Origin of the sequence: Micromonospora thermarum (assembly GCF_012034245.1) — a bacterium.
GTDB classification, from domain to species: Bacteria; Actinomycetota; Actinomycetes; order Mycobacteriales; family Micromonosporaceae; genus Micromonospora; species Micromonospora thermarum.
Genome location: NZ_JAATEO010000042.1, coordinates 1 through 21788, shown reverse-complemented (window position 1 = coordinate 21788; position 21788 = coordinate 1). Strand labels below are relative to the sequence as shown.

20 protein-coding genes, 2 pseudogenes and 1 riboswitch are annotated in these 21788 nt (G+C 73.4%); of the genes and pseudogenes, 13 read left to right on the top strand and 9 right to left on the bottom strand.

Annotated elements, in window-relative coordinates:
- Positions 1-13: 13 nt before the first annotated feature.
- Positions 14-126, bottom strand: a riboswitch (SAM riboswitch).
- 82 nt (positions 127-208) lie between these two features.
- Positions 209-901: an RraA family protein gene (locus tag HCJ94_RS26505; RefSeq protein WP_168003765.1), complete on the bottom strand. Its 693-nt coding sequence runs from the start codon at positions 899-901 to the stop codon at positions 209-211.
- Between the two features lie 187 nt (positions 902-1088).
- Between HCJ94_RS26505 and HCJ94_RS26500 the strand changes: the two genes are divergently transcribed.
- From HCJ94_RS26500 to HCJ94_RS26475, 6 genes and pseudogenes are all read left to right on the top strand, one after another.
- The gene (locus HCJ94_RS26500; RefSeq protein WP_168003764.1) at positions 1089-2918 is read left to right on the top strand and encodes a glycoside hydrolase family 15 protein; all 1830 of its coding nucleotides are present in this window, start codon (positions 1089-1091) and stop codon (positions 2916-2918) included.
- Between the two features lie 91 nt (positions 2919-3009).
- Positions 3010-3882, top strand: coding sequence for a slipin family protein (locus tag HCJ94_RS26495; RefSeq protein ID WP_168003763.1), 873 nt, complete (start codon positions 3010-3012; stop codon positions 3880-3882).
- Positions 3883-4250: 368 nt separating this feature from the next.
- On the top strand, positions 4251-5915 hold the full coding sequence (locus tag HCJ94_RS26490) for a serine/threonine-protein kinase (RefSeq protein WP_168003762.1): 1665 nt from the start codon (positions 4251-4253) through the stop codon (positions 5913-5915).
- A gap of 34 nt (positions 5916-5949) precedes the next feature.
- A complete protein-coding gene (locus tag HCJ94_RS29725) occupies positions 5950-7089 on the top strand; it encodes a hypothetical protein (protein WP_205801964.1) in 1140 nt (379 codons plus the stop codon).
- 68 nt (positions 7090-7157) lie between these two features.
- On the top strand, positions 7158-8060 hold the full coding sequence (locus HCJ94_RS26480; RefSeq protein WP_168003761.1) for a mechanosensitive ion channel family protein: 903 nt from the start codon (positions 7158-7160) through the stop codon (positions 8058-8060).
- Between the two features lie 3 nt (positions 8061-8063).
- Positions 8064-8658, top strand: a pseudogene (locus tag HCJ94_RS26475) (MFS transporter); the annotation flags it as partial.
- Between the two features lie 66 nt (positions 8659-8724).
- Here the strand turns inward: HCJ94_RS26475 and HCJ94_RS26470 are convergent.
- The 4 genes from HCJ94_RS26470 to HCJ94_RS26455 form a co-directional block, all read right to left on the bottom strand.
- Positions 8725-9105, bottom strand: coding sequence for a VOC family protein (locus tag HCJ94_RS26470; protein ID WP_168003760.1), 381 nt, complete (start codon positions 9103-9105; stop codon positions 8725-8727).
- Entirely contained in the window at positions 9102-9938 is an 837-nt protein-coding gene (locus HCJ94_RS26465; RefSeq protein ID WP_168003759.1) for a hypothetical protein, read from the bottom strand. Before HCJ94_RS26465 ends, HCJ94_RS26470 begins: the two co-directional genes overlap by 4 nt.
- Before the next feature lie 220 nt (positions 9939-10158).
- Positions 10159-10566, bottom strand: coding sequence for a YchJ family protein (locus HCJ94_RS26460; protein ID WP_168003758.1), 408 nt, complete (start codon positions 10564-10566; stop codon positions 10159-10161).
- Between the two features lie 51 nt (positions 10567-10617).
- Positions 10618-11466 carry a formate/nitrite transporter family protein gene (locus HCJ94_RS26455; protein ID WP_168003757.1) on the bottom strand — a complete coding sequence of 283 codons (849 nt, stop codon included), beginning with the start codon at positions 11464-11466 and terminating at the stop codon, positions 10618-10620.
- Between the two features lie 184 nt (positions 11467-11650).
- On the opposite strand from HCJ94_RS26455, the gene HCJ94_RS26450 reads away from it, so the two are divergent.
- Together HCJ94_RS26450 and HCJ94_RS26445 are read left to right on the top strand one after the other, a co-directional pair.
- Positions 11651-12253: an FIMAH domain-containing protein gene (locus HCJ94_RS26450; protein WP_168003756.1), complete on the top strand. Its 603-nt coding sequence runs from the start codon at positions 11651-11653 to the stop codon at positions 12251-12253.
- Between the two features lie 73 nt (positions 12254-12326).
- Positions 12327-13877: a serine/threonine-protein kinase gene (locus HCJ94_RS26445; RefSeq protein ID WP_168003755.1), complete on the top strand. Its 1551-nt coding sequence runs from the start codon at positions 12327-12329 to the stop codon at positions 13875-13877.
- A 198-nt stretch (positions 13878-14075) separates the two neighbouring features.
- Here HCJ94_RS26445 and HCJ94_RS26440 read toward each other — a convergent pair whose 3' ends face one another.
- The 3 genes from HCJ94_RS26440 to HCJ94_RS26430 form a co-directional block, all read right to left on the bottom strand.
- Positions 14076-14648 carry a class F sortase gene (locus tag HCJ94_RS26440; RefSeq protein ID WP_168003787.1) on the bottom strand — a complete coding sequence of 191 codons (573 nt, stop codon included), beginning with the start codon at positions 14646-14648 and terminating at the stop codon, positions 14076-14078.
- A 123-nt stretch (positions 14649-14771) separates the two neighbouring features.
- A complete protein-coding gene (locus HCJ94_RS26435) occupies positions 14772-15263 on the bottom strand; it encodes a hypothetical protein (protein ID WP_168003754.1) in 492 nt (163 codons plus the stop codon).
- Positions 15264-15551: 288 nt separating this feature from the next.
- Positions 15552-15689 carry a hypothetical protein gene (locus HCJ94_RS26430; protein ID WP_205801963.1) on the bottom strand — a complete coding sequence of 46 codons (138 nt, stop codon included), beginning with the start codon at positions 15687-15689 and terminating at the stop codon, positions 15552-15554.
- An 84-nt stretch (positions 15690-15773) separates the two neighbouring features.
- Here HCJ94_RS26430 and HCJ94_RS26425 point away from each other — a divergent pair.
- Positions 15774-17006, top strand: a pseudogene (locus HCJ94_RS26425) (lycopene cyclase family protein); the annotation flags it as partial.
- 30 nt (positions 17007-17036) lie between these two features.
- On the opposite strand, the gene HCJ94_RS26420 reads toward HCJ94_RS26425, so the two are convergent.
- Positions 17037-17402, bottom strand: coding sequence for a GNAT family N-acetyltransferase (locus tag HCJ94_RS26420; protein ID WP_168003752.1), 366 nt, complete (start codon positions 17400-17402; stop codon positions 17037-17039).
- A gap of 185 nt (positions 17403-17587) precedes the next feature.
- Here HCJ94_RS26420 and HCJ94_RS26415 point away from each other — a divergent pair, with 185 nt between their 5' ends.
- The 4 genes from HCJ94_RS26415 to HCJ94_RS26400 all read left to right on the top strand — a co-directional run.
- Positions 17588-18625 carry an ABC transporter permease gene (locus HCJ94_RS26415; protein ID WP_240944542.1) on the top strand — a complete coding sequence of 346 codons (1038 nt, stop codon included), beginning with the start codon at positions 17588-17590 and terminating at the stop codon, positions 18623-18625.
- 80 nt (positions 18626-18705) lie between these two features.
- A complete protein-coding gene (locus tag HCJ94_RS26410; RefSeq protein WP_168003751.1) occupies positions 18706-20457 on the top strand; it encodes an ABC transporter substrate-binding protein in 1752 nt (583 codons plus the stop codon).
- A 56-nt stretch (positions 20458-20513) separates the two neighbouring features.
- On the top strand, positions 20514-21503 hold the full coding sequence (locus HCJ94_RS26405) for an ABC transporter permease (RefSeq protein WP_168003750.1): 990 nt from the start codon (positions 20514-20516) through the stop codon (positions 21501-21503).
- A gap of 14 nt (positions 21504-21517) precedes the next feature.
- Positions 21518-21788: ATP-binding cassette domain-containing protein (locus tag HCJ94_RS26400; RefSeq protein WP_168003749.1), on the top strand; the 271-nt coding region annotated here is incomplete at its 3' end.

Below are 21788 nucleotides of genomic sequence, written 5' to 3'. Positions count from 1 at the left end.
GACCTGGGGTGCCAGGCCACGCTTGCACCGGAGCCTGCTCCGGTGCCCGGTCTTCACCCGGGGCACCCCTACGTGGACGAGGGTTGCCGGCCAGCAAGCCGGGGCTTCGCGCTGGCGCTCATGACCTGGGGCCGAGACTAGCAGCGCGTGACGGTGCCCCGTCCAGCCGTTATGACCACCCTCACGTGCCGCCGTACCTGCGGATCCGTCACTCCTCGATCGCCCCGCCGACGCGGCGGAGGTGCGCCCGGAACGTGTACGCCGGGTCGGCGTCGCGGCGGGCCAGGTACTCCGCGAAGGCGGTCTGCTCCCGCAGCGTCTCGCCGGCCCGGATGCGCTGTGCCTGGACGCGCTCGGTGCGGCGGATCCGCTCCGCCGTCGCGGACACGTCGTCCGCCCGGTCGGCCGGGACGAACAGCACCCCGTCGTCGTCCGCCAGCACCAGATCCGCGGTGTCGACCACGTGCGGGCCCACCCGGGCGCTGGTCAGCGTCTCGGGGGTCCGGTCGTCGAGCCGCATCGGGCCCAGCGGCAGGGCGCCGTAGCTGAAGACCGGCACGCCGATCTCCACCAGTTCGGGGGTGTCGCGGTGCAGGCCCCACACCACCAGCCCGGCGACCCCGGCCGCCGCGGCCTCCAGCACCGCCAGGTCGCCCACACAGGCCTCGTCCGTCCGCCCGGCGTTGTCGATCACCAGCACGTCACCGGGCGCCGCCCGGGTGTACGCCTCCAGGAAGACGTCGACGCTCCCGTGGTGGCGGACCGGCAGCACCCGCCCCGCGAGGCGCTGGCCGGCGACGACCGGCCGGATCCCGGCGGGCGCGGCCCGCAGCGGCACGCCCAGCCGTACGCACGCGTCGGCCACCAACGGCGTGGACAGGTCGGTGAACGGCTCCGGCATCCGACGTCTCCCCTCGGTGCGGTCGACCACACATCGTAGGGACGGGCGGCGGGGGGAGAGCGAGATCCAATGTCCGGCCGCTGGCTCCCGCGCGACGGGGGGACGGGAGCACGGCGGCCGGCCGGTCGCGAGGTGTGTGCGGCCCGAGCCGGGGTAGTCCGGGGTCGCGAGAACACGGGGAGGCGTGGTGGACTCGTACCCTGCGGTGGAGGCGCACGGGCTGATCGGGGACCTGCAGACCGCGGCGCTGGTGAGCGTCAACGGCACCCTGGACTGGTTCTGCGCGCCGCGCTTCGACTCGCCGAGCATCTTCGGCGGCCTGCTCGACCGGCATCGCGGCGGCTACTTCCAGGTCTCGCCCGACGGCGTCGACTACACGAGCAAGCAGCTGTACCTGCCGGGCACTCCGATCCTGATCACCCGGTTCCTCAGCGCTGACGGCGTGGGCGAGTTGGTCGACTTCATGCCGGTGGCGGGAGACCGGCCCACCGATCGTCACCGCCTGGTCCGGATGCTGCGGGTGGTCCGGGGCAGCATGCGGTTCCGCGTCGACTGCCGGCCCCGTTTCAACTACGGCCGCGATCCGTACGAAGTGGAGGCGTACCCCGACGGCACCGTCCTGCGCAGTCCGACGCAGTCGCTCACCCTGAGCAGGGTCCGGTACGCCGAGCGCCTGTCCGAAGAGCATGAACGCCGGCGCACCGAAGAGGGCCTCTGTGTGATCGCCACGCTCCATGAGGGCGAGGCCGGAGGCGTGGTCCTGGAGACCGCTTCGCCGGATCCGCCCCGCGCCTACAGTCCGCACGAGGTGCGGGAGATGCTGGAGGAGACGCGCGACTACTGGCGTCGCTGGCTCGACCGCTCGCGGTACACCGGGCGTTGGCGGGAGATGGTGGAGCGGTCGGCGATGACGCTCAAGCTCATGACGTACGCCCCGACCGGAGCCCTGATCGCCGCGCCCACCGCCGGGCTGCCGGAGCAGGTCGGCGGCGAACGCAACTGGGACTACCGCTACACCTGGATCCGCGACGCGTCGTTCTCCGTGCACGCGTTGCTGGGTCTCGGCTTCACCGACGAGGCCGCCCGCTTTCTCGGGTGGCTGGGCGATCGGGTCGAGGACGCGGAACGGGACGGGGTGCCGCTCCAGATCATGTACCGCGTCGACGGCTCGCCCGAACTCACCGAGGAGGTGCTGGGCCACCTGGAGGGGTACCTCGGGTCCGGACCGGTGCGGGTCGGCAACGGTGCGGCACGGCAGTTGCAACTGGACATCTACGGCGAGGCTCTCAATTCCATCCATCTGGCGGACGGCCATGGTTTGAAGAGCTCCCACCAATCGTGGGGGCGCATCGTTCGCATGGTGGACTGGCTCTGCGAGAACTGGGACCAACCGGAGGACGGGATCTGGGAGAGCCGTGCCGGCCCCCAGGACTACACGTACGGGCGGCTGATGACGTGGGTGGCGCTCGACCGGGCCATCCGCCTCGCGGACCGCCACGGCCGGCCCGCCCACACGGACCGGTGGGCCACCTCCCGCAACGCCGTCTACGACCAGATCATGACCCGGGGTTTCCACCCCGGCCGCGGTGCCTTCGTGCAGCACTACGCGTGCGACGTCCTGGATGCCGCTCTGCTGGCCATGCCGTCGGTCGGCTTCGTGACGCCGACCGACCCGATGTGGCAGTCGACCCTGCGGGCCATGGACGCCGAACTCGTCTCCGACAGTCTCGTCTACCGCTACAACCCCGACGCGTCACCGGACGGTCTGGCCGGCGACGAGGCCACCTTCACGATGTGCACGTTCTGGTACGTGCAGGCCCTCGCCGAATCCGGCCGGCTCGACGACGCCCGGTTGACCTTCGAGAAGATGCTCACGTACGCCAACCCGCTCGGCCTGTACGCGGAGGAGATCGCCCCCAGCGGTGCGCAGGCGGGCAACTTCCCGCAGGCCTTCAGCCATCTGTCGCTGATCAGCACCGCCGTGAACCTGGACCGGCTGCTCGACGCCCGTCCCTGACGACCCCGGCGTCCCGCTCCGGATTCCGGAGGACTAACCGCCGCCGCAGCGGGAAAGGGCCGCCGGGAAGTCGTACCGGATCGGGGGTGCCATGGGAGCCACCGTCGTCGGCGTGGTGATCGTGCTTGCCGTGCTGGCTCTCGTCGGCGTGCTGAGCATCCGGCTGGTCCAGCAGTACCAGCGCGGCGTCGTGTTCCGGTTCGGCCGGGTGGTGTCGCCGGTCCGCGAGCCCGGACTGCGGTTCATCATCCCGATCGCCGACCGGATGGTCCGGGTGAGCATGCAGACCGTCGTGATGGGCGTACCGGCGCAGGGTGCCATCACCCGCGACAACGTGACACTCACCGTCGACGCCGTGGTCTACTACCGGGTCGTCGACCCGGTGAAGGCCCTCGTCAACGTGCACGACTACCCCTCGGCCGTACGCCAGGTGGCGCAGACCGCGCTGCGATCGGTCATCGGGAAGGCCGACCTGGACACCCTGCTCAGCAACCGGGACAAGATCAACGCCGAGCTGAAGGCGGTCATCGACGCGCCGACGGAGAAACCGTGGGGGCTGCTGATCGAACGGGTGGAGGTCAAGGACGTCGCCCTGCCCGAGGGGATGAAGCGCTCGATGTCCCGCCAGGCCGAGGCGGAACGGGAGCGGCGGGCCAGGGTGATCGCCGCGGACGGCGAGTACCAGGCGTCCCGCCGGCTCGCCGACGCTTCCCGGGCGATGGCCCGGACCCCTGGGGCGTTCCAGTTGCGGCTGTTGCAGACCGTGGTGGACGTGGCGGCGGAGAAGAACAGCACCCTGGTGATGCCGTTCCCGGTGGAGTTGCTGCGCTTCTTCGACAAGCTCGGACGTACCGGTGCGGAGGCCGAGCCGGGGCCGCCGGCCGACGTGACCGCGGCACCCGTCGAAGCCGGGCGCCTGACTGGCGACGGCCACCGGCGCGGCAGCCCGCAACGGTCGTCGTAGCTGCCCGCGTCAACCAGCGCCGCGCCGCCGCGCCGACGACGATGCTGCCGTCGTCGGCAACCTGACAATTGTCCGGCGGCGTCGTCGTCCGCACGGTCGTCGGCCGCGGATCTGCGCTGCTCGTCACGGCCTGGACCCACGCTGCAGCCGGTGCGTTCGCCGGGCCACCGGCTTGCCCGTCCCTGCTACAAGTGGGCCGTGTCCGTAACCGACCATGTGAATGCCGCCCCGGTTCCGGGTCCCGGCCCGGACCGACGTCCGGTGCCGGTAAGGAGCCGTTGCGCCGATGGCCCGGGGTTCCGGCCGGACCACAATGACCAGCGGGGCGGCCGGCCGGCCCGTCCCGTCGGGCCCGGGGAGGTGCGGTGGTGACCGGCTGGCAGGTGTCCGGTTACACGCCCGTGCGGCAGCTCGGCGCGGGCGCGTCCGGGCGGGTCGACCTCGCCGTCCACGACGCGACCGGCACGCCGGTGGCTATCAAGTATCTGACCGGCGCCGTCGGCGACGCGCCGTCGTTCCGGGACGCGTTCCGCACCGAGGCCCGCGTGCTGGCCGAGATCGACAACCCGCACGTGTCGCGCCTCTACGAGTACGTCGAGTCGCCCGCCGGTGCGGCCATCGTCATGGAACTGGTCAACGGTGTCTCGTTGCGCCAGATGCTGCGCGCCAACGGCGCCACCACCCCGGAGGCGGCCCTGGTCGTCCTCAAGGGATCCCTGGCGGGCCTCGGTGCGGCCCACGCCCGTGGCGTGGTGCACCGGGACTACAAGCCGGAGAACGTGCTGGTCACCGCCGAGGGCGCCAGCAAGCTCGCCGACTTCGGCATCGCCCTGCCGGCCGGCACCGGTTCCGGCGCGACCGTCTCCGGAACACCCCGCTACATGGCGCCCGAGCAGTGGACCGGCGCGCCGGCCAGCCCGGCCTGCGACATCTACGCCGCGACCGCCACCTTCTACGAGTGCCTGACCGGCCGGCCGCCGTACGACGGGCGGGACCTGTTCACGCTGCGCCGGCAGCACGCGGAGGCGCCGATCCCGACCGACCCGGCCCCCGAGCCGGTGCACGACCTGCTGCGGCACGGCATGGCGAAACGCCCGGACGACCGGCCCCAGCCGGCGGCGGTCTTCCTCGCCGCGCTCGAACAGGTCGCGGCGGACGCGTACGGGCCGGAGTGGGAGGAGCGGGGCCTGCGGGAGCTGGCCCGCCGGGCCGCGCTGCTCGCCGCGCTCTTCCCGTTCCGCGACGGCACCGGCGGCGCCACCAGCGTGGCGACCACGACGCTGGGCTCGGGCACCGGCCGGTGGGGGTGGCTGCGCGGCGGTCGTGCCCGCCCGGCCCTGGTGGCCGGCGTCGTGGCGGCGGCCGTCGTGCTGGGCGGCGCCGGGCTGAGCTACGCCGCCCGGGAGGACTGGGCGCCGGTCGCGACAGCCGACGCGAAGCCCACCGTCGGCACCGTCGTCACGACGGCTCCCGGCGTCGCGCCCGGGGCGCCGACCGCGACACCCGATCCGACGGCCACCCCCACGGCGACCGCCGGGCCCACGACGGCGGCGCCGAGCGGCGGTGGGACCGGCACCCCGGGCGCGCCGGGTGAGCCGGGCGCCCCGGCGACGACCGCCCCGGCGACCACCCTGCCGGCACCCCGACCCACCGTCTCCACCAGCCCGCCGCCCCCGCCGGACACGACCGCCCCGACGGTCGGCAAGGTCAGTGCCAGCCCCACCGAGCTCGACCCGAAGGGCTGCCCGTACGGCCCCACCGCGAGCACCGTCACCGCCACCGCCTCCGACGACCGCACCGCCGCCGGGGACCTGCGGGTACGCCTGCGGTACACGCTGGACGGCCGCACCACCGACATCGCGATGAGTTCCGCCGGCCGGGGCGTGTTCACCGGCGTGATCGGCGACCTGCCCCGCCCGGGCAACAGCACGCGCATCCCGGTCCGGGTGGTCGCGACCGACCGGGCCGGCAACACCTCGGCCGAGGGCGGCCCGGTGTACGTGATGCTCTACTCGTTCTGCACCCCGGGCTGACCACGCCCGGCACACCGACAGGAGGCGGGCTGCCGTGACCCAGCCGGACGACCGGACGACGCCGGGCGGGTGGACACCCGACGACGGCGCGACCGTGCACCTGGGCCGTCCGCACGCACCGGACGAGCCGACCACCCGCCTCGACGTGGCGGGCACGACCGTGCGCCTGGGCGGCGACGAGGCCACCGTACGGATGGCGCCGGACGCGGCCACGACCCGGTTCGTCCCCGCCCCGGCGCCGGGACCGGAGGGGCAGCCGACCGTGCACCTGTCCGCCGCCCCGCCCTCCGCGCGCCGGCCGTCCGCCGAGCCGACGACGGATCTGCGGGCCGGCGGGTGGACCGCGTACGACGGCGAGCCGACCGTGCACCAGGGCGAGGCGACCGTGCGCCTGCGCGCGCCGGAGCCGGTCGACGAGCGCACCGTCCATCTCGCCGAGGCCGCGCCGGCGTGGGAACCGACAACCGCCGCGCCGACGTGGGGGTCCACGACCGCCGGGCCGGCGTGGGAACCGACGACCGCAGCCCCGACGGATTGGGAGCCGACCGCCACCGGGCCGGTGGGGGAGGCCCCACGCGCCACGGCCACCGGGCCCGGGACCGTCTTCGGCGGACCGACCGGCCGGCCCGTGGCCCAGGGCGGCGCGCGTACCCCGGGGACACCGCCACCCCCGACGGGCGGTGAGCTGCGGTTCGGCCCCGGTGTGCCCGCGGCGCCGCCGTCCGCACCGGCCTGGCCGTCGCTCGCGCCGCCGCCGCGCCGCCGCCCGCTGTGGCGGCGCGCGACGTCGGTGCTGTCCACCCTGCTCACCGTGGTGCTGGTGGCGGTCGTCGGGCTCTACCTGTGGCAGCAGCTCCGTCCACTGGAGATCGACGGGGTGACCGTGGCGGTTCCCGAGCCGGCCGGTGACCGCTGCGACGTCACCGTCGACGTGGTCGCCACGGTGTCGACCAACGGCCGGGCGGGCGAGATCCGCTACCAGTGGCTGCGCTCCGGCAGCGCGCCGGGCGCGGTGCTCACCGAACGGGTCGGCCGCGGCCAGCGCACCGTGGACCTGACGCTGCGGTGGTCGTTCTCCGGGGTCGGTCGCACCACGGAGACGGCGACGGTCAACATCACCGCGCCGTCACCGGCGCAGGCGCGGACGGCGGTCAGTTACGCCTGCCGTCGTTGACGCCGTGTTTCTTGCGTGGCCACCAGGGGTAGGTCGGGGGACGAACCGCATGCCCCTGGAGGAATTCGATGAGAGATAACTTCGGTGACGCGGCGGGGGACGCCCTCCGCTCGGTGCTGCTCTTCCTGCCCAAGGCGCTCGCCTTCGTGGCCATCCTGGTGGTCGGCTGGCTGGTCGCCAAGGCGGCCCTCAAGATCGTCGACAAGGTGCTGGAGCGGGTCGGCTTCGACCGCGCCGTCGAGCGCGGCGGCATCCGGCGCGCGCTCGCCCGCTCCCGTTACGACGCGAGCGACATCGTGGCCAAGCTCGTCTACTACGCGATCCTGCTGGTGACGCTCCAGCTCGCCTTCGGCATCTGGGGCCCGAACCCGATCTCCGACCTGATCGCCGGCGTGATCGCGTGGCTGCCGCGGGCGTTCGTGGCGATCGTGATCGTCGTGGTGGCGGCAGCGATCGCCAACGCGGTCCGCGACATCGTCGGCGGCGCCCTGGGCGGCCTGTCGTACGGGCGGATCCTGGCCACCATCGCGTACGTCTTCATCCTCGGCCTCGGCGTGATCGCCGCGCTGAACCAGATCGGCGTCGCCACCGCGATCACCACCCCGGTGCTCGTGGCCGTGCTCGCCACCGTCGGCGGCATTCTCGTCGTCGGGGTCGGCGGCGGCCTGGTCCGTCCGATGCAGAGCCGCTGGGAGTCGTGGCTGACCCGGGTCGAGCAGGAGTCCCACGCCATCGCCACGCACGCCCGCGCCTACCAGGCGGGACGCCGGGACACCGAGGCCCACCTCGGTGCCGACGCGACCCAGGTCGTGCCGAGGGCGACGACCGACAGCGACCCGACCGTGCCGGTGCCGCGTGCCGGCGACGCCGACGCCACCCCGGTCACGGCCCGGCCGGCGCAACCGGCGGCCGACGACGTCGAGGCGACGATGGTCATCCCGCCGGCGGACAGCGAGAAGTTCCGCCGCTGACCGGTCGGTGTTCGGGGCGGGATCCACGACGGATCCCGCCCCGAACCGTGTGGTCACCCGTTGGCGCAGGCGGTGCTGCTGGTCGCCGCGGTGTGGGGCGCGCTCGACGAGTACACCCCCCTGCTGGCCCGGGACACCGGTGTGTCCGAGCCGGCCGTGCCGCTGCTGCTCCTGCTCACCTGGGTCGGGGTGGCGGTCGGTGGCCTGCTCGCCCCCGGGGGAGCGGCTCGGCCGCCGCGGGTACGCCGGCCTGCTCGCGGGGTCGGCCGTCGCCCTGGCCGTGGGCGCGCTGCTCGGCCAGCCGGCCGGATTCGTGCTGGTCGGGGCCGCCTTCGGCGGCTTCCAACTGGCGACCGTGCTCGCCGACGCGCGGCTCCAGGCCCGGATCACCGGCCCGAGCCGGGCGACCGTCACGTCGCTGGCCGGCATGGCGACCGACGTGACGATCATCGCCGTCTACGCCACGTACGGGCTGCTCGCCACCGCCGCCGGCAACGGCGTCGCGTTCGCGGTGGCCGCGGCGCCGTACCTCGTCATGGCACTGCCGGTGGCGGCCGGTCGGGCCCGGCGGGCCTCGCCCGCCGTCCGGGCCGGCTGACCGCCTGCCGGCCGGCCGGGGACCGGCGGCCCCGCGGTGCGCGCGCGGGGCCGCCGCCCTCCACGGTCAGCCGGCCAGGTGCAGGAACGACCACTGGTGGCCGTCCCGGTCCCGGAAGCCGCGCATGTAGAGGCCGCCCAGATCCTGGCCGCCGCCGAGCGGCTCACCCCCGGCCGCCACCGCCCGGTCCACCAGGTCGTCCACGCGCTGCCGGCTCTCCACCGCGAGCCCGACGATCACCTCCCGGCCGGTGGCCGGATCGGCCGCGACCCCTCCGGCGAACGCCTCGAAGGCCGCCCGGGTGTGCAGGACGAGGTGCGTGGTGTCGTCGAAGGCGAGGTGCACGCTGTCGCCGGCGGGGCCGTCGGCCGTGAAGCCGAGCGTGCGGAAGAACTCGGCGGCGGCGGCCAGGTCGGCCACCGGCAGGTTGACGAAGGTCATGGTCATCGCCCGTCTCCGTCCGTCTCGAGGAGGCGCTTGAGCACGTCGAGCCGCTCCCGCCAGTACGCCTTGAGCTCCGCCGCCCGCTCCGCGCTGTCGATCTTCTCGTGCTGCACCGCCAGCCGGGACTTCGTGTCGCCCGCCGGCACGAACCCGACCACGATCCGGGTGGGGCCGCCCGCCCAGTCGGCGCGGAACGTCTTCGGCGCGGTGGCGGTACGCACCCGCACGTCGACGTCGGGCAGCCACCGGCGACGCAGTGTCTCGTCGGCGAACGCCGCGAACAGGCGGTCCACCGGCACCGCCACCGTGCGGCTGCCCCCGGCCGAGTACCCGCCGCCGCGCTGCTGGCCCGGGGCTCGCAGGCCGCGCGCCTGCTCGTACCCGACGGTGATCGTCTGCGCCCACCAGCCCGGCACCTCGTGGACGCTCACCAGCCAACGGGCGATCTCGGTGTGGGCGTGCGCGGTCCCGCCCCACTGGTCGAGCAGGCCGAACCACTCCTCCCAGCCCCGCCCGGTGCGCTCGCGCAGCAGCGCGTCCGGGATCCGGGCCACCTGCCCGGCGGTGCCGCCACCGGCCGGCGCTGGGGCGGCCGGCGCTTCCTCGACCGACGTGGCCGGCGGCTCGGCCGGCCCGCTGGCAGCGGCGCCGGGGGCGGGCGATGCGGCAGGCTGCTCGACGGCCGGAGGTTCGGTCCCGGGTGCGACGGCGGCCGCCGGTTCGGCCGGGGCGACGGGCACCCGGGCCAGCAGGTGCCGGCGGGCGGTGGTGTAGCTCTCGCCGGTCTTGCCCATCCGGGCGCGGACCCGGGCCTTGAAGGCGCGCTGATTGGTCATCACATGCTCCCTGTCAACGGCACGGTCGCAGGGACTCACGCTCCCGTCGACCCCGCCGGAGTGGGGCACGTGGTGCGTCCCGAGGGCTGGGGCCCCCTTTGCCTCCGCGAGGCCGGTGGCGTGAGCACCGGGAGGGAGGTGTGGCGCAGGACGACGCCGGCCCCATCCTAACGCCCCGACGGCGTCACCGGACACCCCGACGCCGCACGGCGCTCGCCGATCACAGCGTCTCGCCGTCCAGGTAGACCCAGCGCCCGTCCTCCCGTACGAAGCGGCTGCGCTCGGTCAGCGTGCCCGCCCGGCCGCGCTCCCGGTAGTGCGCCCGGAACTCCACCGTTCCCGTCGTGTCGAACAGGCCGCCCCGCTCGGTGTCGACGACCTCCAGGCCGGTCCAGCGCTCGCCCGGGTCCAGCCGCAACCGGGCCGGGCGGGTCGAGGAGTGCCAGCTGCGCAGCAGGTACGCGGCGTCGCCGACCGCGAACGCGGAGTAGCGGGAGCGCATGAGCGTCTCGGCGGTCGGCGCGTCGGCCTCACCCCGGTGCAGCCGGCCACAGCACTCGACGTAGGGCATGCCCGAGCCGCACGGGCAGGTCCCGCCCGGGCTGTCCGGCTCTCCACGCTTCGCCATGGTGGTCATCCTTCCGCGCCGACGGAGGCACGGCCGACCAGGGGTGCCGGATCAGGCGTGCTCGCGGGAGCGCTGCGCGGGTACGGCCGGCTCGTCGTCCTTCAGGAACAGGTACCAGTACGAGGTGGCGACGAAGAGCACCGCACCGACCAGGTTGCCGAGGAACGCGAAGAGCCAGTTGTTGAGCACGTCCGGCCAGCCGATCCCCGGCACGCCGGCCCACAGCGCGGCGGGCAGGAAGAACATGTTCGCCACCACGTGGTCGAAGCCCATCGCCACGAACGCCATGATCGGGAAGAAGATGCCGAGGATCTTCCCGGAGACGTTGTCCGCGGCCAGCGCCAGCCACACCCCGAGGCAGACCAGCCAGTTGCAGCCGACGCCGCGCAGGAAGATCTGCCAGTTCGTCTCGTGCAGCGCCTTGGCCTCGGCGATGCCGGCGAGCCGCTCGTACGCCATCCCGGCGGGCGCGCCCGCGTCGCTGCCGACGTCGCCGACCACCCCGGTGGACACGGCGAGGAAGTACGCGACGAACAGCGCGCCGAGCAGGTTCCCCAGCAGGGTGAGGGAGAGGTTGCGGGCCACGTCGCCGAGGGAGAGCCGCCCGGCCATCGCACCGATCGGCACCAGCAGCATGTTGCCGGTGACCAGGTGGGAGCCGGCGATGACGACGAGCACCAGGCCGAGGGTGAACGCCGCGCCGGTGAACAGCGTCGGCAGCGTGCCCCACGTCGCCGGGTCCAGGCCGGCCGACACCACGATGGCGACCAGCGCGCCGAAGGCGATGTACGCCCCGGCGAGGAACGACCCGACGAGCGTCCGGTCCCAGCGCAGCCGGGCCTTCTTCACGCCACTGTCGACCGCCGCCCGGGCGATCTCGGCAGGCTCCTTCGCGGTCATCGGGTTCTCCTTCCTCCGCGGCCGGCCGTCGGGTGTGGACCTGACCGGCCCGGCGTCCTGCCGACCAGTACCCCGCCCTTCTCCGCCTGACGCGGAAACCGGCGGTCGTACCTCCGCCCAGGCGGGCCAACGTGACTCCCCTCGAAGGTTTGCCCTGGTGGGCGGGGATGGCATGATGGCCGGCGTGTCTGCCACGCCCGATCCCCGTGACGCTGAGTGGGCCGACCCGCCGGCGGGCTCGTCGCCCGCCCGGGCCAGCGGGAGCCGGCACCGGGCTCCGGACGACGGCCGCCGCCTGATGTGGGGCGCGCTGGGCGGTGCCGGGGTGGTGCTCGCGGTCGCCGTGGTCGCGGTGAGCTGCTCCGGCGGGGATCCGGCGCCCGGCCCCGCCGGTGCCTTCGCCACGCCGGGGGAGACGATCACCGTCGAGGCCACGGAGGTGCCGGCGGAGGAGGTGTCGCCCTCCCCGAGCCGGTCGGCGTCGCCCTCGCCCTCGTCCCGGCCGGCGGTGCGACCCGCGGATCTCCTGGCCGGGCTGCGCGCGACGGTCGACAGCCTGGAGCGGGACCGGCAGCTGCGGCGCGATGCCGGCAAGGAGCTGGGCAGGCGGCTGCGGGAGGTCTCGGACCGGCTCGCCGCCGGTGACGAGGACAAGGCGCGGGAGAAGCTGCGCGAGTTCGCCGAGACGCTGGTCGACCTCCGCAGCGAGAACAAGATCGACGCCAGCGGCTACGAGACTCTCGCCACCCTGACGCGACAACTCGCGCAGGCGCTGTCCGCCGGCTGAGCTGCGGTTGGCCGTTCGGCGCTGACGACCGCCGGTGTTTTCCGCCGGTGCCCGGTGGGCATCGCTAGGGATTATGGACACCGGATCTCTGCTGGGCGGGCGGTACCGGCTGCGGGAGCGGCTGGGCGCGGGCGGCATGTCGGTGGTCTGGCGGGCCCACGACGAGGTGCTCGGGCGGGACGTCGCGGTCAAGGTGCTCTCGCCGGATCTGGCCGCCGACCCGCAGCTGCTGGACCGCATCCGCGCGGAGGCCCGCTCGGCCGCCCGGCTGCGCCATCCCAACATCGTGGCCGTGTACGACTACGGCGACGCGACCGGCAGCGGCGGCCGGCCGTTGCCGTACGTGGTGATGGAGGTGGTCGAGGGGCGGTCCCTGGCGGAGCTGCTCACCGGCGGCGCGTTGCCGTGGCGGGTGGCCGTGCTGATCTGCGCCCAGGTCGCCGCCGCGCTCGCCGCGGCACACGAACAGGGTGTGGTCCACCGTGACGTCACACCCGGCAACGTGGTGGTCGCCGGCGCCGGGGTGCGGCTGGTCGACTTCGGCATCTCGGCGACGTCGGGGGCGTCCGACGCTGGCGGCCGGTTGTACGGCACGCCGGCGTACCTGGCGCCGGAGCGGTTGGAGCGCGGCGCCGTACGGCCCGCCACCGACGTGTACGCCCTCGGCCTGCTGCTGTACCGCGCGCTCGCCGGCCGGCTGCCGTGGCGGGCGGCCACCACCACGCAGATGCTGACCGCCCACCGCTACCAGGAACCGACGCCACTACCGGAGATCGCCGACCTGCCGCCGGAGGTGAGCGACCTGTGCCGGCGGTGTCTGGACAAGGAGCCGGACCGGCGCCCTTCGGCGGCCGAGATCGCGGAGGGCCTCGGTTCCGTGGTGGGCCTGGCACCCGCCACCCTCCTGCTGCCCCAGGCCGGCGACGGTGGTGCGGGCACCCGGACCCGGACCGCCGTGGACCTGCCGGGCCTTGTCGCCACCGCTGCCGCCTGGTGGGCGGGCCGTCCCCTGGACGCGCCCCTGCGTCGGTGGCGGCACCTGCCGGCCGGCGGGCGGGCGGCCGTCGCGGGGACGGGTGCCGCCGTCCTGGTGGCCGCCGGCGTCGTGGTGGCGGCGCCGTTCTCCCGAGACACCGGCCAGGCAGACCGGACGCTGGCTGCCCCGCCGGCAGCCGTGGCGGCGATGGGGGAGCGCGCGCCGGAGTGCACCGTCCGGTACACCGTCCGCCGGGCCGTCGACGGCCGGTTCGCCGCGGCGGTCAGCGTCGCCAACACCGGAGCCGTCCCGTTCCGCGCCGGCCGGCTCACCTTCGCGCTCCCCGGTGAGCAGCGGCTCCTGCAGGGCTCGCCCGGCGCGTGGCGGCAGGCGGGCCGCGCGGTACAGGCGCGGATCGGTGACCTGCCGGCGAAGGAGTCCCGTACGGCGACCCTGGAGGGGACCTACCGGGGTGTGAACTCCCTGCCGGGCCAGTTCCAGCTCGACGGCACGACGTGCGGATCCGTGCTCTCCGTGGCCGGCCAGAACACCCCGGCCGAGAAGGACGAGCAGAAGGGCGAGGACCAGAAGGACGAAGGCAGAAAGGACGAGGAGAAGAAGGACGAGGAGAAGAAGGACGACGACTGAGGCGCTCGCGCGGGCGGCCGGGGCGAAGGTCGGCTCAGAGCCAGCCGGAGCGGCGGAAGAGCCGGTACAGGGTGAACGCCGCCAGGGCCATCAGATTGAGCGCGCCCAGCCGGTCCCGCACTCGGCGCCTCATGCGTCACACCTCCGCGTCGCCCTTCCTCCGCCGCGTCACGGTACGCGGAGTGGGCCCGATGCGGATCACGGCACCCGGGTGGCGGAGACGATCACGTTGTCGACGTAGCTGCGGCGGTCGGGGTCGAAACGACCGCCACAGGTGACCAGACGCAGGCCGGCGGCGGAACTGGGGCCGTAGACGAGGGCGGTGGGGAAGCGGTCCTTCGGGTACGCGGCGACGCCGTCGACGGCGAAGGTGGCGACGCTCCGGTCGGCGCGGGTGACGCGGACGGTGTCTCCGGGGCGGAGCCGCCCCAGGTCGAAGAAGACCGCCGGACCGGCGGCGGTGTCCACGTGGCCGACGAGCACGGCGTTGCCGGTCTCGCCGGGCGTGACGCCGTGCCGGTACCACCCGGCGATCTGCGGCCGGTCCAGCGGCGGCACCTCGAGTTCCCCGCGGGCGTCGGCGCCGACCGGTACGAGCCGCGCCCGCACACCGATTGTCGGGATCCGGACCTCGACCGGTTCGGCCCGGGACAGGGGCGGCAGCCGGGTCGCCGGGCGCGCGCCGGCCGGTACGTCGTCCGGGCGGGGCGGGTACGTCGAAAGTCCGCTGGTCAGCAGGCCCAGTCCGCCGGCGGCGAGCACGGCGATCATCCGGACCGCCCAGCCGGGCCGGCGTCGGGACACGTCCCACCTCCGTACGCGCGTCGCCCGGGTGCCCGCGCCGGCGGCTCGCCGGGCGGGCACCCGTACCCAGGGATGGACGGGCCGGTGACCTCAGCCGGTCGCGGCCGTGACCGCGTGCCGACGGCGGCGGGCCAGGATGAGCGCGCCGCCGGCGGCCGAGCCGAGGAGCGCCACGCCCGCGGCGACGGAGCCGGTGGGGTCGCCGGGCGTGCCGCCCCCGGCCTGCGCGCCGCCGATCGGGGTGACGGTGAACGTGGCGGTGCCGGCGGCGCTTCCGTCGCCGCAGGTTGCGGTCACCGTGTACGTGCCGAGGGTGAAGCCGGCGGTGAAGAGTTCCGCGCTGAGCCCACCGCCGGCCGCCGCTGTCGTGGAGCGGACGTTGATGTCACGGTTGGGGCCGGTGACGCGGAAGATCGCGTCGCCGGACTTCGGGTTGCACGTGGTGGCGGTGAGGACGACCGTTCCGCCCACCGGTGTGGTGGACGGGGACACGATCGTCTGCGCCCACGCGGCGCCGGGCAGCAGGAGCGTGCCGAGGCCGACGCCGACCGCCGCCGACACGAGGACTGTCTTCGCCTTCATACGCGTCTTCCCTCACTTTTCGTCCGCTGATGGGTGGGACGTCGTTCGGGTGGCCAACTCCGCGACTAGCACCGGTGTGCCCAACACTAGGAGGGTTGGGCCCTCGATCCGGTGAAAATGAGAAATCCCCGTTGCCGTCACGTGTCCACCCGGGAGGCGGAGGGAGCAGCGGATATGCCGGGACGGGGCGTGCGCGTCGCTTGCTCCCGCCGATTGCCACCCGGGGTCGGGCGGTCACCGGTGGGCCGATGGCCCGGAATCGGGCGGCATCGACGGGAACGCCCGCGCTCAGCCGGCCGGGGCGGGCTGCGGCTCGGGTAGCGGTCGTCCCGTCTCCAGCAGGGTCTTGAGGCTCGCCAGCAGTTCGGGCCAGCCGCCGCTGCCGCCGGATGATCGACTCGATGCCGGCGGCATCGCGGTGCCCACGCGCCGGGATCGCGCGATGCCGCCGGCACGGAGTGGACCAAGGCCGCCGGCCGGCCCCCGGAGCCGGTGTGGCAGCGTGGACCGGTGCACGCTTCCGCGCCCGTCGACGTCGACCTCGCCCTGGTCGGCGGCGGGGGTGCCGCGTCGCTCGTGCTCGCCGCCCTCGACCGGCAACGCGTGCGTGGCCTGCGGGTCGCGGTCGTCGACCCGGTGCGCCGCCGCGGCCAGGACCGCACCTGGGCGTTCTGGGGCCGGCCCGACGACGACCTCGATCCGCTGCTCACGGCGAGCTGGTCGCAGGTCGAGGTCGCCAGGCCGGCGCGGCGCCGCGTCCTCGACCTCGCCCCTCTGCGGTACGCCATGCTCCGCTCGGGCCCGGTCTACGACCGGGCTGCCGCCGCCGAGCGGCGCCTCGACGCGGTCCGCGTCGTCGCCCCGGCGGAGGCCCTCGACGACGACGGCGAACGCGTCACCGTGCACGCGGGCGGCGCGACGCTCCGGGCGTCCTGGGTCCTCGATTCACGGCCCCGCCCACCCCGGCGGCCGGGACGCACCAACTGGCTCCAGCACTTCCGCGGCTGGTGGGTCGAGGCCGACCGGCCGGTCTTCGACCCGGGACGGGCGGTGCTGATGGACTTCCGCACCCCGCAGCCGGCCCGGGGCGTCTCCTTCGGGTACGTGCTCCCGGTCAGCGACCGGTACGCGCTCGTGGAGTACACCGAGTTCACCCCCGGTCTGCTCACCGACTCCGGCTACGACGCGGCGCTGGCCGCGTACCGGGACCTGCTGGGGCTGGACCCGGCCCGGCTGACCGTCCGGGAGGTGGAGAACGGGGTGATCCCGATGACCGACGGCCCGTTCGATCGCCGGCCCTCACCCCGGGTGGTGCGCCTCGGCACCGCCGGCGGCGCCGCCCGCCCGTCGACCGGCTTCACGTTCTCCGCCATGCACCGCCAGGCCGAGCAGATCGCCCGTGCGCTGGCCGCCGGCCGGCCGCCGGTGCCGGCGCCCGCGTACCCCCGCCGCCACCGGTGGATGGACGCGGTCGCGCTGCGGGCGCTGGACCGGGGCGGCGTCGGCGGCCCCGACTTCTTCGACCGGCTCTTCGACCGCAACCCGGCCGAGCGGGTGCTGCGCTTCCTCGACGGCGCCACCAGCCCGGCCGAGGAGGTCGCGCTGATGAGCTCGACTCGCCTGCTGCCGATGGTCGCCGCGACCGCCGGTGACGCCGCCGCCCGGCTCCGGGACCGCCTCGTGCCGTCCCGCCGGGCCGCGACCTGGACCGTCCCGCAGCCGGTGGTGGGCCGGCCTCGTCGGCTGGACGGGGCCGGCGCCGCTCCGGCCCGCTCAGGCGCCGTCGGCGAGAGTCCGGAGCGCGTCTCCGTCGAGGCGGAGCACGTCGATCTCGTCGAGGGAACGGGCCCGCAGCCGGCGGTAGAACCGTAGGGCGGGATCGTTCGTGCGCAGCACCCACCACTCCAGGCGGGCGCAGCCGCGCCGGACGGCCAGCGCGGCGAGGTGGGCGAGCAACCTGCGTCCCACGCCGCCGCGCGCCTCCGGTCGTACGTACAGGTCCTCGAGATGGATGCCCGGCCACAGCTCTACCGACCCGGACCGGGACGGGATGCCCCGGGGACGGGCCGTGGGCGGGGAACCGACACGGAAATGAAATGCGCGGATGACAACCTGATCGGTGGCCGTCGCGTTGCGCATTGACCCAGGTGTGGCCGAACGGATGACAACGGAATGGCCCCGTTACGGCAAGGTGCCGGTGCCGTTGCCAAACCGTTGTGGACCCATGACAACCGATCCAGTCGTTATCTGAACGATTCTTTCCACCCTTTCGAATTCGCTTATCGTCGGCGCAGATGGCAGTTCCGCAGACGAGGGGGCCCGCGATGAGCGACATGTCCCACCCGCCGTCCCTCTCCCTGGCGGGGGAGCCGAGCGAGCCGGTGGCGGAGGTGAACTCGCCCGCCGACACACCGGTCGGCCCCGCGAGCCGTGACATCGTCGGCCGCTCGCCCGGCCAGCTAGCCTGGCTCCGGCTGAGGCGGGACCGGACCGCGTTGCTCAGCGCGGTCACCCTGGTGGTCGCCATGATCGTGGCGCTGGCCGCCCCGCTGCTGAAGTGGCTGACCGGCATCGATCCGACGGACAAGTTCGTCGACCGGTTGAACGATTTCGGGATGCCGCTCGGCTACGCCGGCGGGATCAGCGCCGACCATTTGCTCGGACTCGAACCGGGCAGCGGCCGGGACATCCTCATGCAACTGCTCTACGGTCTGCGTACGTCATTGTTCATCGCCTTCGTCTCGGCGTTGCTGGCGTCGCTGATCGGAGTGGCCGTCGGCATTGTCGCCGGCTATGCCCGGGGCTGGCTCGACAGCCTCATCAACTGGTTCATCGACGTGACCCTGGCGTTTCCGTTCCTCATCTTCGCCCTCGCGGTCATCCCGATCGTCGAGGACCGGTTCTTCACCGAGCGGGAGGCGCCCCCGCCGAGCTTCCGGATCGCCCTCATCGTGGCCACGTTCGGGCTGTTCAGTTGGACGTACACCGCGCGGCTCGTCCGTGGCCAGGTCATCTCGCTGCGGGAGCGGGAGTTCGTCGACGCCGCGCGGGCCGCCGGCGCCGGGACCGGCCACCTCCTGGTGCGCCAGTTCCTGCCGAACATCTGGGCGCCGATCCTGGTCACCCTGTCGCTGAACGTGCCGCAGTTCATCGCCATCGAGGCGGCCCTGGCGTTCGTCAACATCGGCGTCACCGAGCCCACCCCGGATCTGGGTCGCATGATCTACAACAGCATCGGCTACGTGGCGAGCGACCCGTGGTACACGCTCTTTCCCGGATTGACGATCTTCATTCTGGTCCTGGCGTTCAACCTTTTCGGTGACGCGCTGCGGGACGCCCTGGATCCCCGGTCCACCCGGTAACCGAAATCCGATCACCAACCGTTCGCCCGGCGGACGGCGGGCCTCGCACGGCCCGGGCCGGGCGGGAAGGGAGAAGCACCGTGCGTAGAAAAGTCCGGACACTGTCGATCGGTGTCCTGTCCGTGGCGCTGGTCGCCACCGGCTGCACCCGGACCACCGAGGACGGTGGCACCGGCACCGGTAACGAGGAGGCGAAGACCCAGACCGGTTCGATCTCGTACGAGGCGGCCGACAACCAGGGTCCGGCGGCGGCCGTCGAGGGCGCCACGAAGGGCGGGACCATCACCGTCCTGCGGGAGTTCGACTTCGAGCACCTCGACCCGGCCCGCAACTACGTCAACGTCCAGCAGTTGACCGGCGGCCTGATCTACCGGTCGCTGACCGGCTACAAGGAGAACGGCACCGGCGAGATGCTCCTCGTGGGCGACCTGGCCAAGGATCCCGGCAAGGACGTCAACGGGGACTGCAAGGTCTGGGAGTTCACCCTCCGCGACGGGCTGAAGTACGAGGACGGCTCGCCGGTCACCTCGAAGGACGTCGCGTACGGCGTCGCGCGGTCCTTCGCCCCGCAGCTCAACGAGGGGCCCCACTACATCCAGCAGTGGCTCTATCCGGGTGGCGAGTACAACGCCACCTACAAGGGACCGTACGACGGCGGAAAGCCGGCCCCGGACGGGGTCGAGACCCCGGACGACAAGACCATCCGGTTCACCTTCGCCGAGCCGCACTGCGACATGCCGTACGCCGCGGCGATGGCCACCACCGCGCCGGTGCCCGCGGCCAAGGACACCAGGACCAACTACGACCTGCGGCCCTTCTCCTCGGGACCGTACAAGGTGAAGTCGTACCAGCGGGACGTGGCGCTGGAGCTGGAGCGCAACCCGAACTGGGACCCGAACAGCGACCCGCTGCGCACCGCGTACCCGGACGGCTTCCGGTTCACGTTCGGCCTGGAGGCGGCGCAGATCGCCGAGCGTCTCGTCGCCGACGCCCCCGCCGACCAGACCGCGTTCACCTGGACCGACGTGCCGCCCGCGGTGCTGCCCCGCACCACGTCCGGCCCAGTGGCGGAGCGGGTGGTCAAGGGCCCGACGCAGTACACCTGGGTGCTCAACATCAACACCCAGCGGGTCTCCGACCTCAACGTGCGCAAGGCGCTGAACTACGCGTTGGACAAGGACGCGGCGCTCAAGGCGATCGGTGGCCAGGCCGCCGGCACGCCGGCCACCACGCTGATGTCGCCAACCACGGCCGGCTGGAAGCAGTACGACGTGTTCGGCACGCCGCCCACCGGCGACGCACAGAAGGCCAAGGAACTGCTGGGCGGCCGGACGCCGGAGCTGGTGCTGGCACACGCCAACACCGAGCTGCGCACCCAGCAGGCCGAGGCGATCCGGAAGAGCCTCACCGAGCGGGGCTTCAAGATCACGATGAAGTCGATCGAGTCGTCGAGCTACTACGACGAGATCGGCCGGAAGAACAACCCGTACGACCTGTACCTGGGCGGCTGGGGCTCGGACTGGCCGACCGGCTCGACCATCATCCCGCCGCTCTACGACGGCCGGGAGATCGGGCCGGAGGGGAACAACAACCTCTCCTACCTCAACGACCCGGGAATCAGCGCCGAGGTCGACCGGGTGCGGAAGCTGCCCGCCGCCGAGCAGGACGCCGAGTGGATGAAGCTCGACGAGAAGATCATGCGTGAGCACGTGCCGGTCATCCCGGTCTACTACGACGCCACGTACGTGCTGCACGGCTCCAAGGTCGGCAACGCCTTCCTGAGCGACGCCTTCGGCGCCATCCAGGTCAACACCATCTACGTCAAGCAGTGACACCGGGTGGGGAGCGGCCTCGGCCGCTCCCCACCACAGCCCGAGAGGTTCGACGGATGTTCCGTTTCATCGTCCGGCGGCTGCTCGTCGCGGTCGTCACCCTCATTGTCATCAGCCTGGTCACCTTCGGGCTCTTCTTCGCGGTGCCGAGCAGCCCGGCCAAGGTGATGTGCGGCAAGAACTGCACCGCCGAGGACATCGCCCAGGTGGAGGAGCGGCTGGGCATCCGTGATCCGCTGCCGGAGCAGTACGCCAACGTCGTCAGCGGGATCTTCGTCGGACGTACCTTCGGCTCGGGCGACTTCGAACGCGAGTGCCCGGCCCCGTGCCTGGGGTACTCGTTCCGCAACGACCAGCCGGTGACCGAGATCGTCACCCAGCGCGCACCGGTCACCTTCAGCATCGTCTTCGGCGCGGCGGCGATCTGGATCCTGCTCGGTGTGACGCTGGGCATGATCTCCGCGCTGCGCCGCGGCACGGTCTTCGACCGCCTCGCCATCGGGGTCAGCCTGGCCGGGGCGTCCATGCAGGTCTACTTCTTCGGCCTCATCCTGCTCTACCTCCTCGTGTACGCGACCGGCCTGCTGCCCTTCCCGACCTACACGCCGCTGACCGAGAACCCGGCGAAGTGGGCGCTGGGCCTCCTGCTGCCCTGGATGACGCTGGGCTTCCTCAACTCGGCGCTGTACGCGCGGCTGTCCCGCGCGCAGATGCTGGAGACCCTGTCCGAGGACTTCGTCCGGACGGCCCGCGCCAAGGGCCTGCCGCTGCGCCGGGTCCACACCCGGCACGCCCTGCGGGCCGCGATCACCCCGATCGTGACCATCGCCGGCCTCGACGTCGGCACCGCACTGGGCGGCACGTTCATCACCGAGACCATCTTCGGCCTGCAGGGTCTCGGCAAGGCCACCGTCGAGGCCGTGCAGTTCCTGAACCTGCCGGTGGTCATGGCCACCGTGCTGCTGGCCGCCATCTTCATCGTGATCGCCAACATCGTCGTCGACGTGCTGTACGCGGTCATCGACCCACGGGTGCGGCTGAGCTGATGAGGGGAGACCAGATGACCACCAGCACCGTGCCGGCCGGCCGCCGGCCGGGCCCCTACCTCCAGGTGGAGGACCTGCGGGTGTGGTTCGACACCACCGACGGCGTGGTCCGGGCGGTCGACGGCGTGTCGTTCACCGTCGAGCAGGGGCGCACGCTGGGGATCGTGGGGGAGTCCGGCTCGGGCAAGAGCGTGACGTCCCTGGCGATCCTCGGCCTGCACGACCCCCGCCGGAGCCGGATCTCCGGGCGGATCCTGCTCGCCGGACGCGACCTCGTGCGGATGT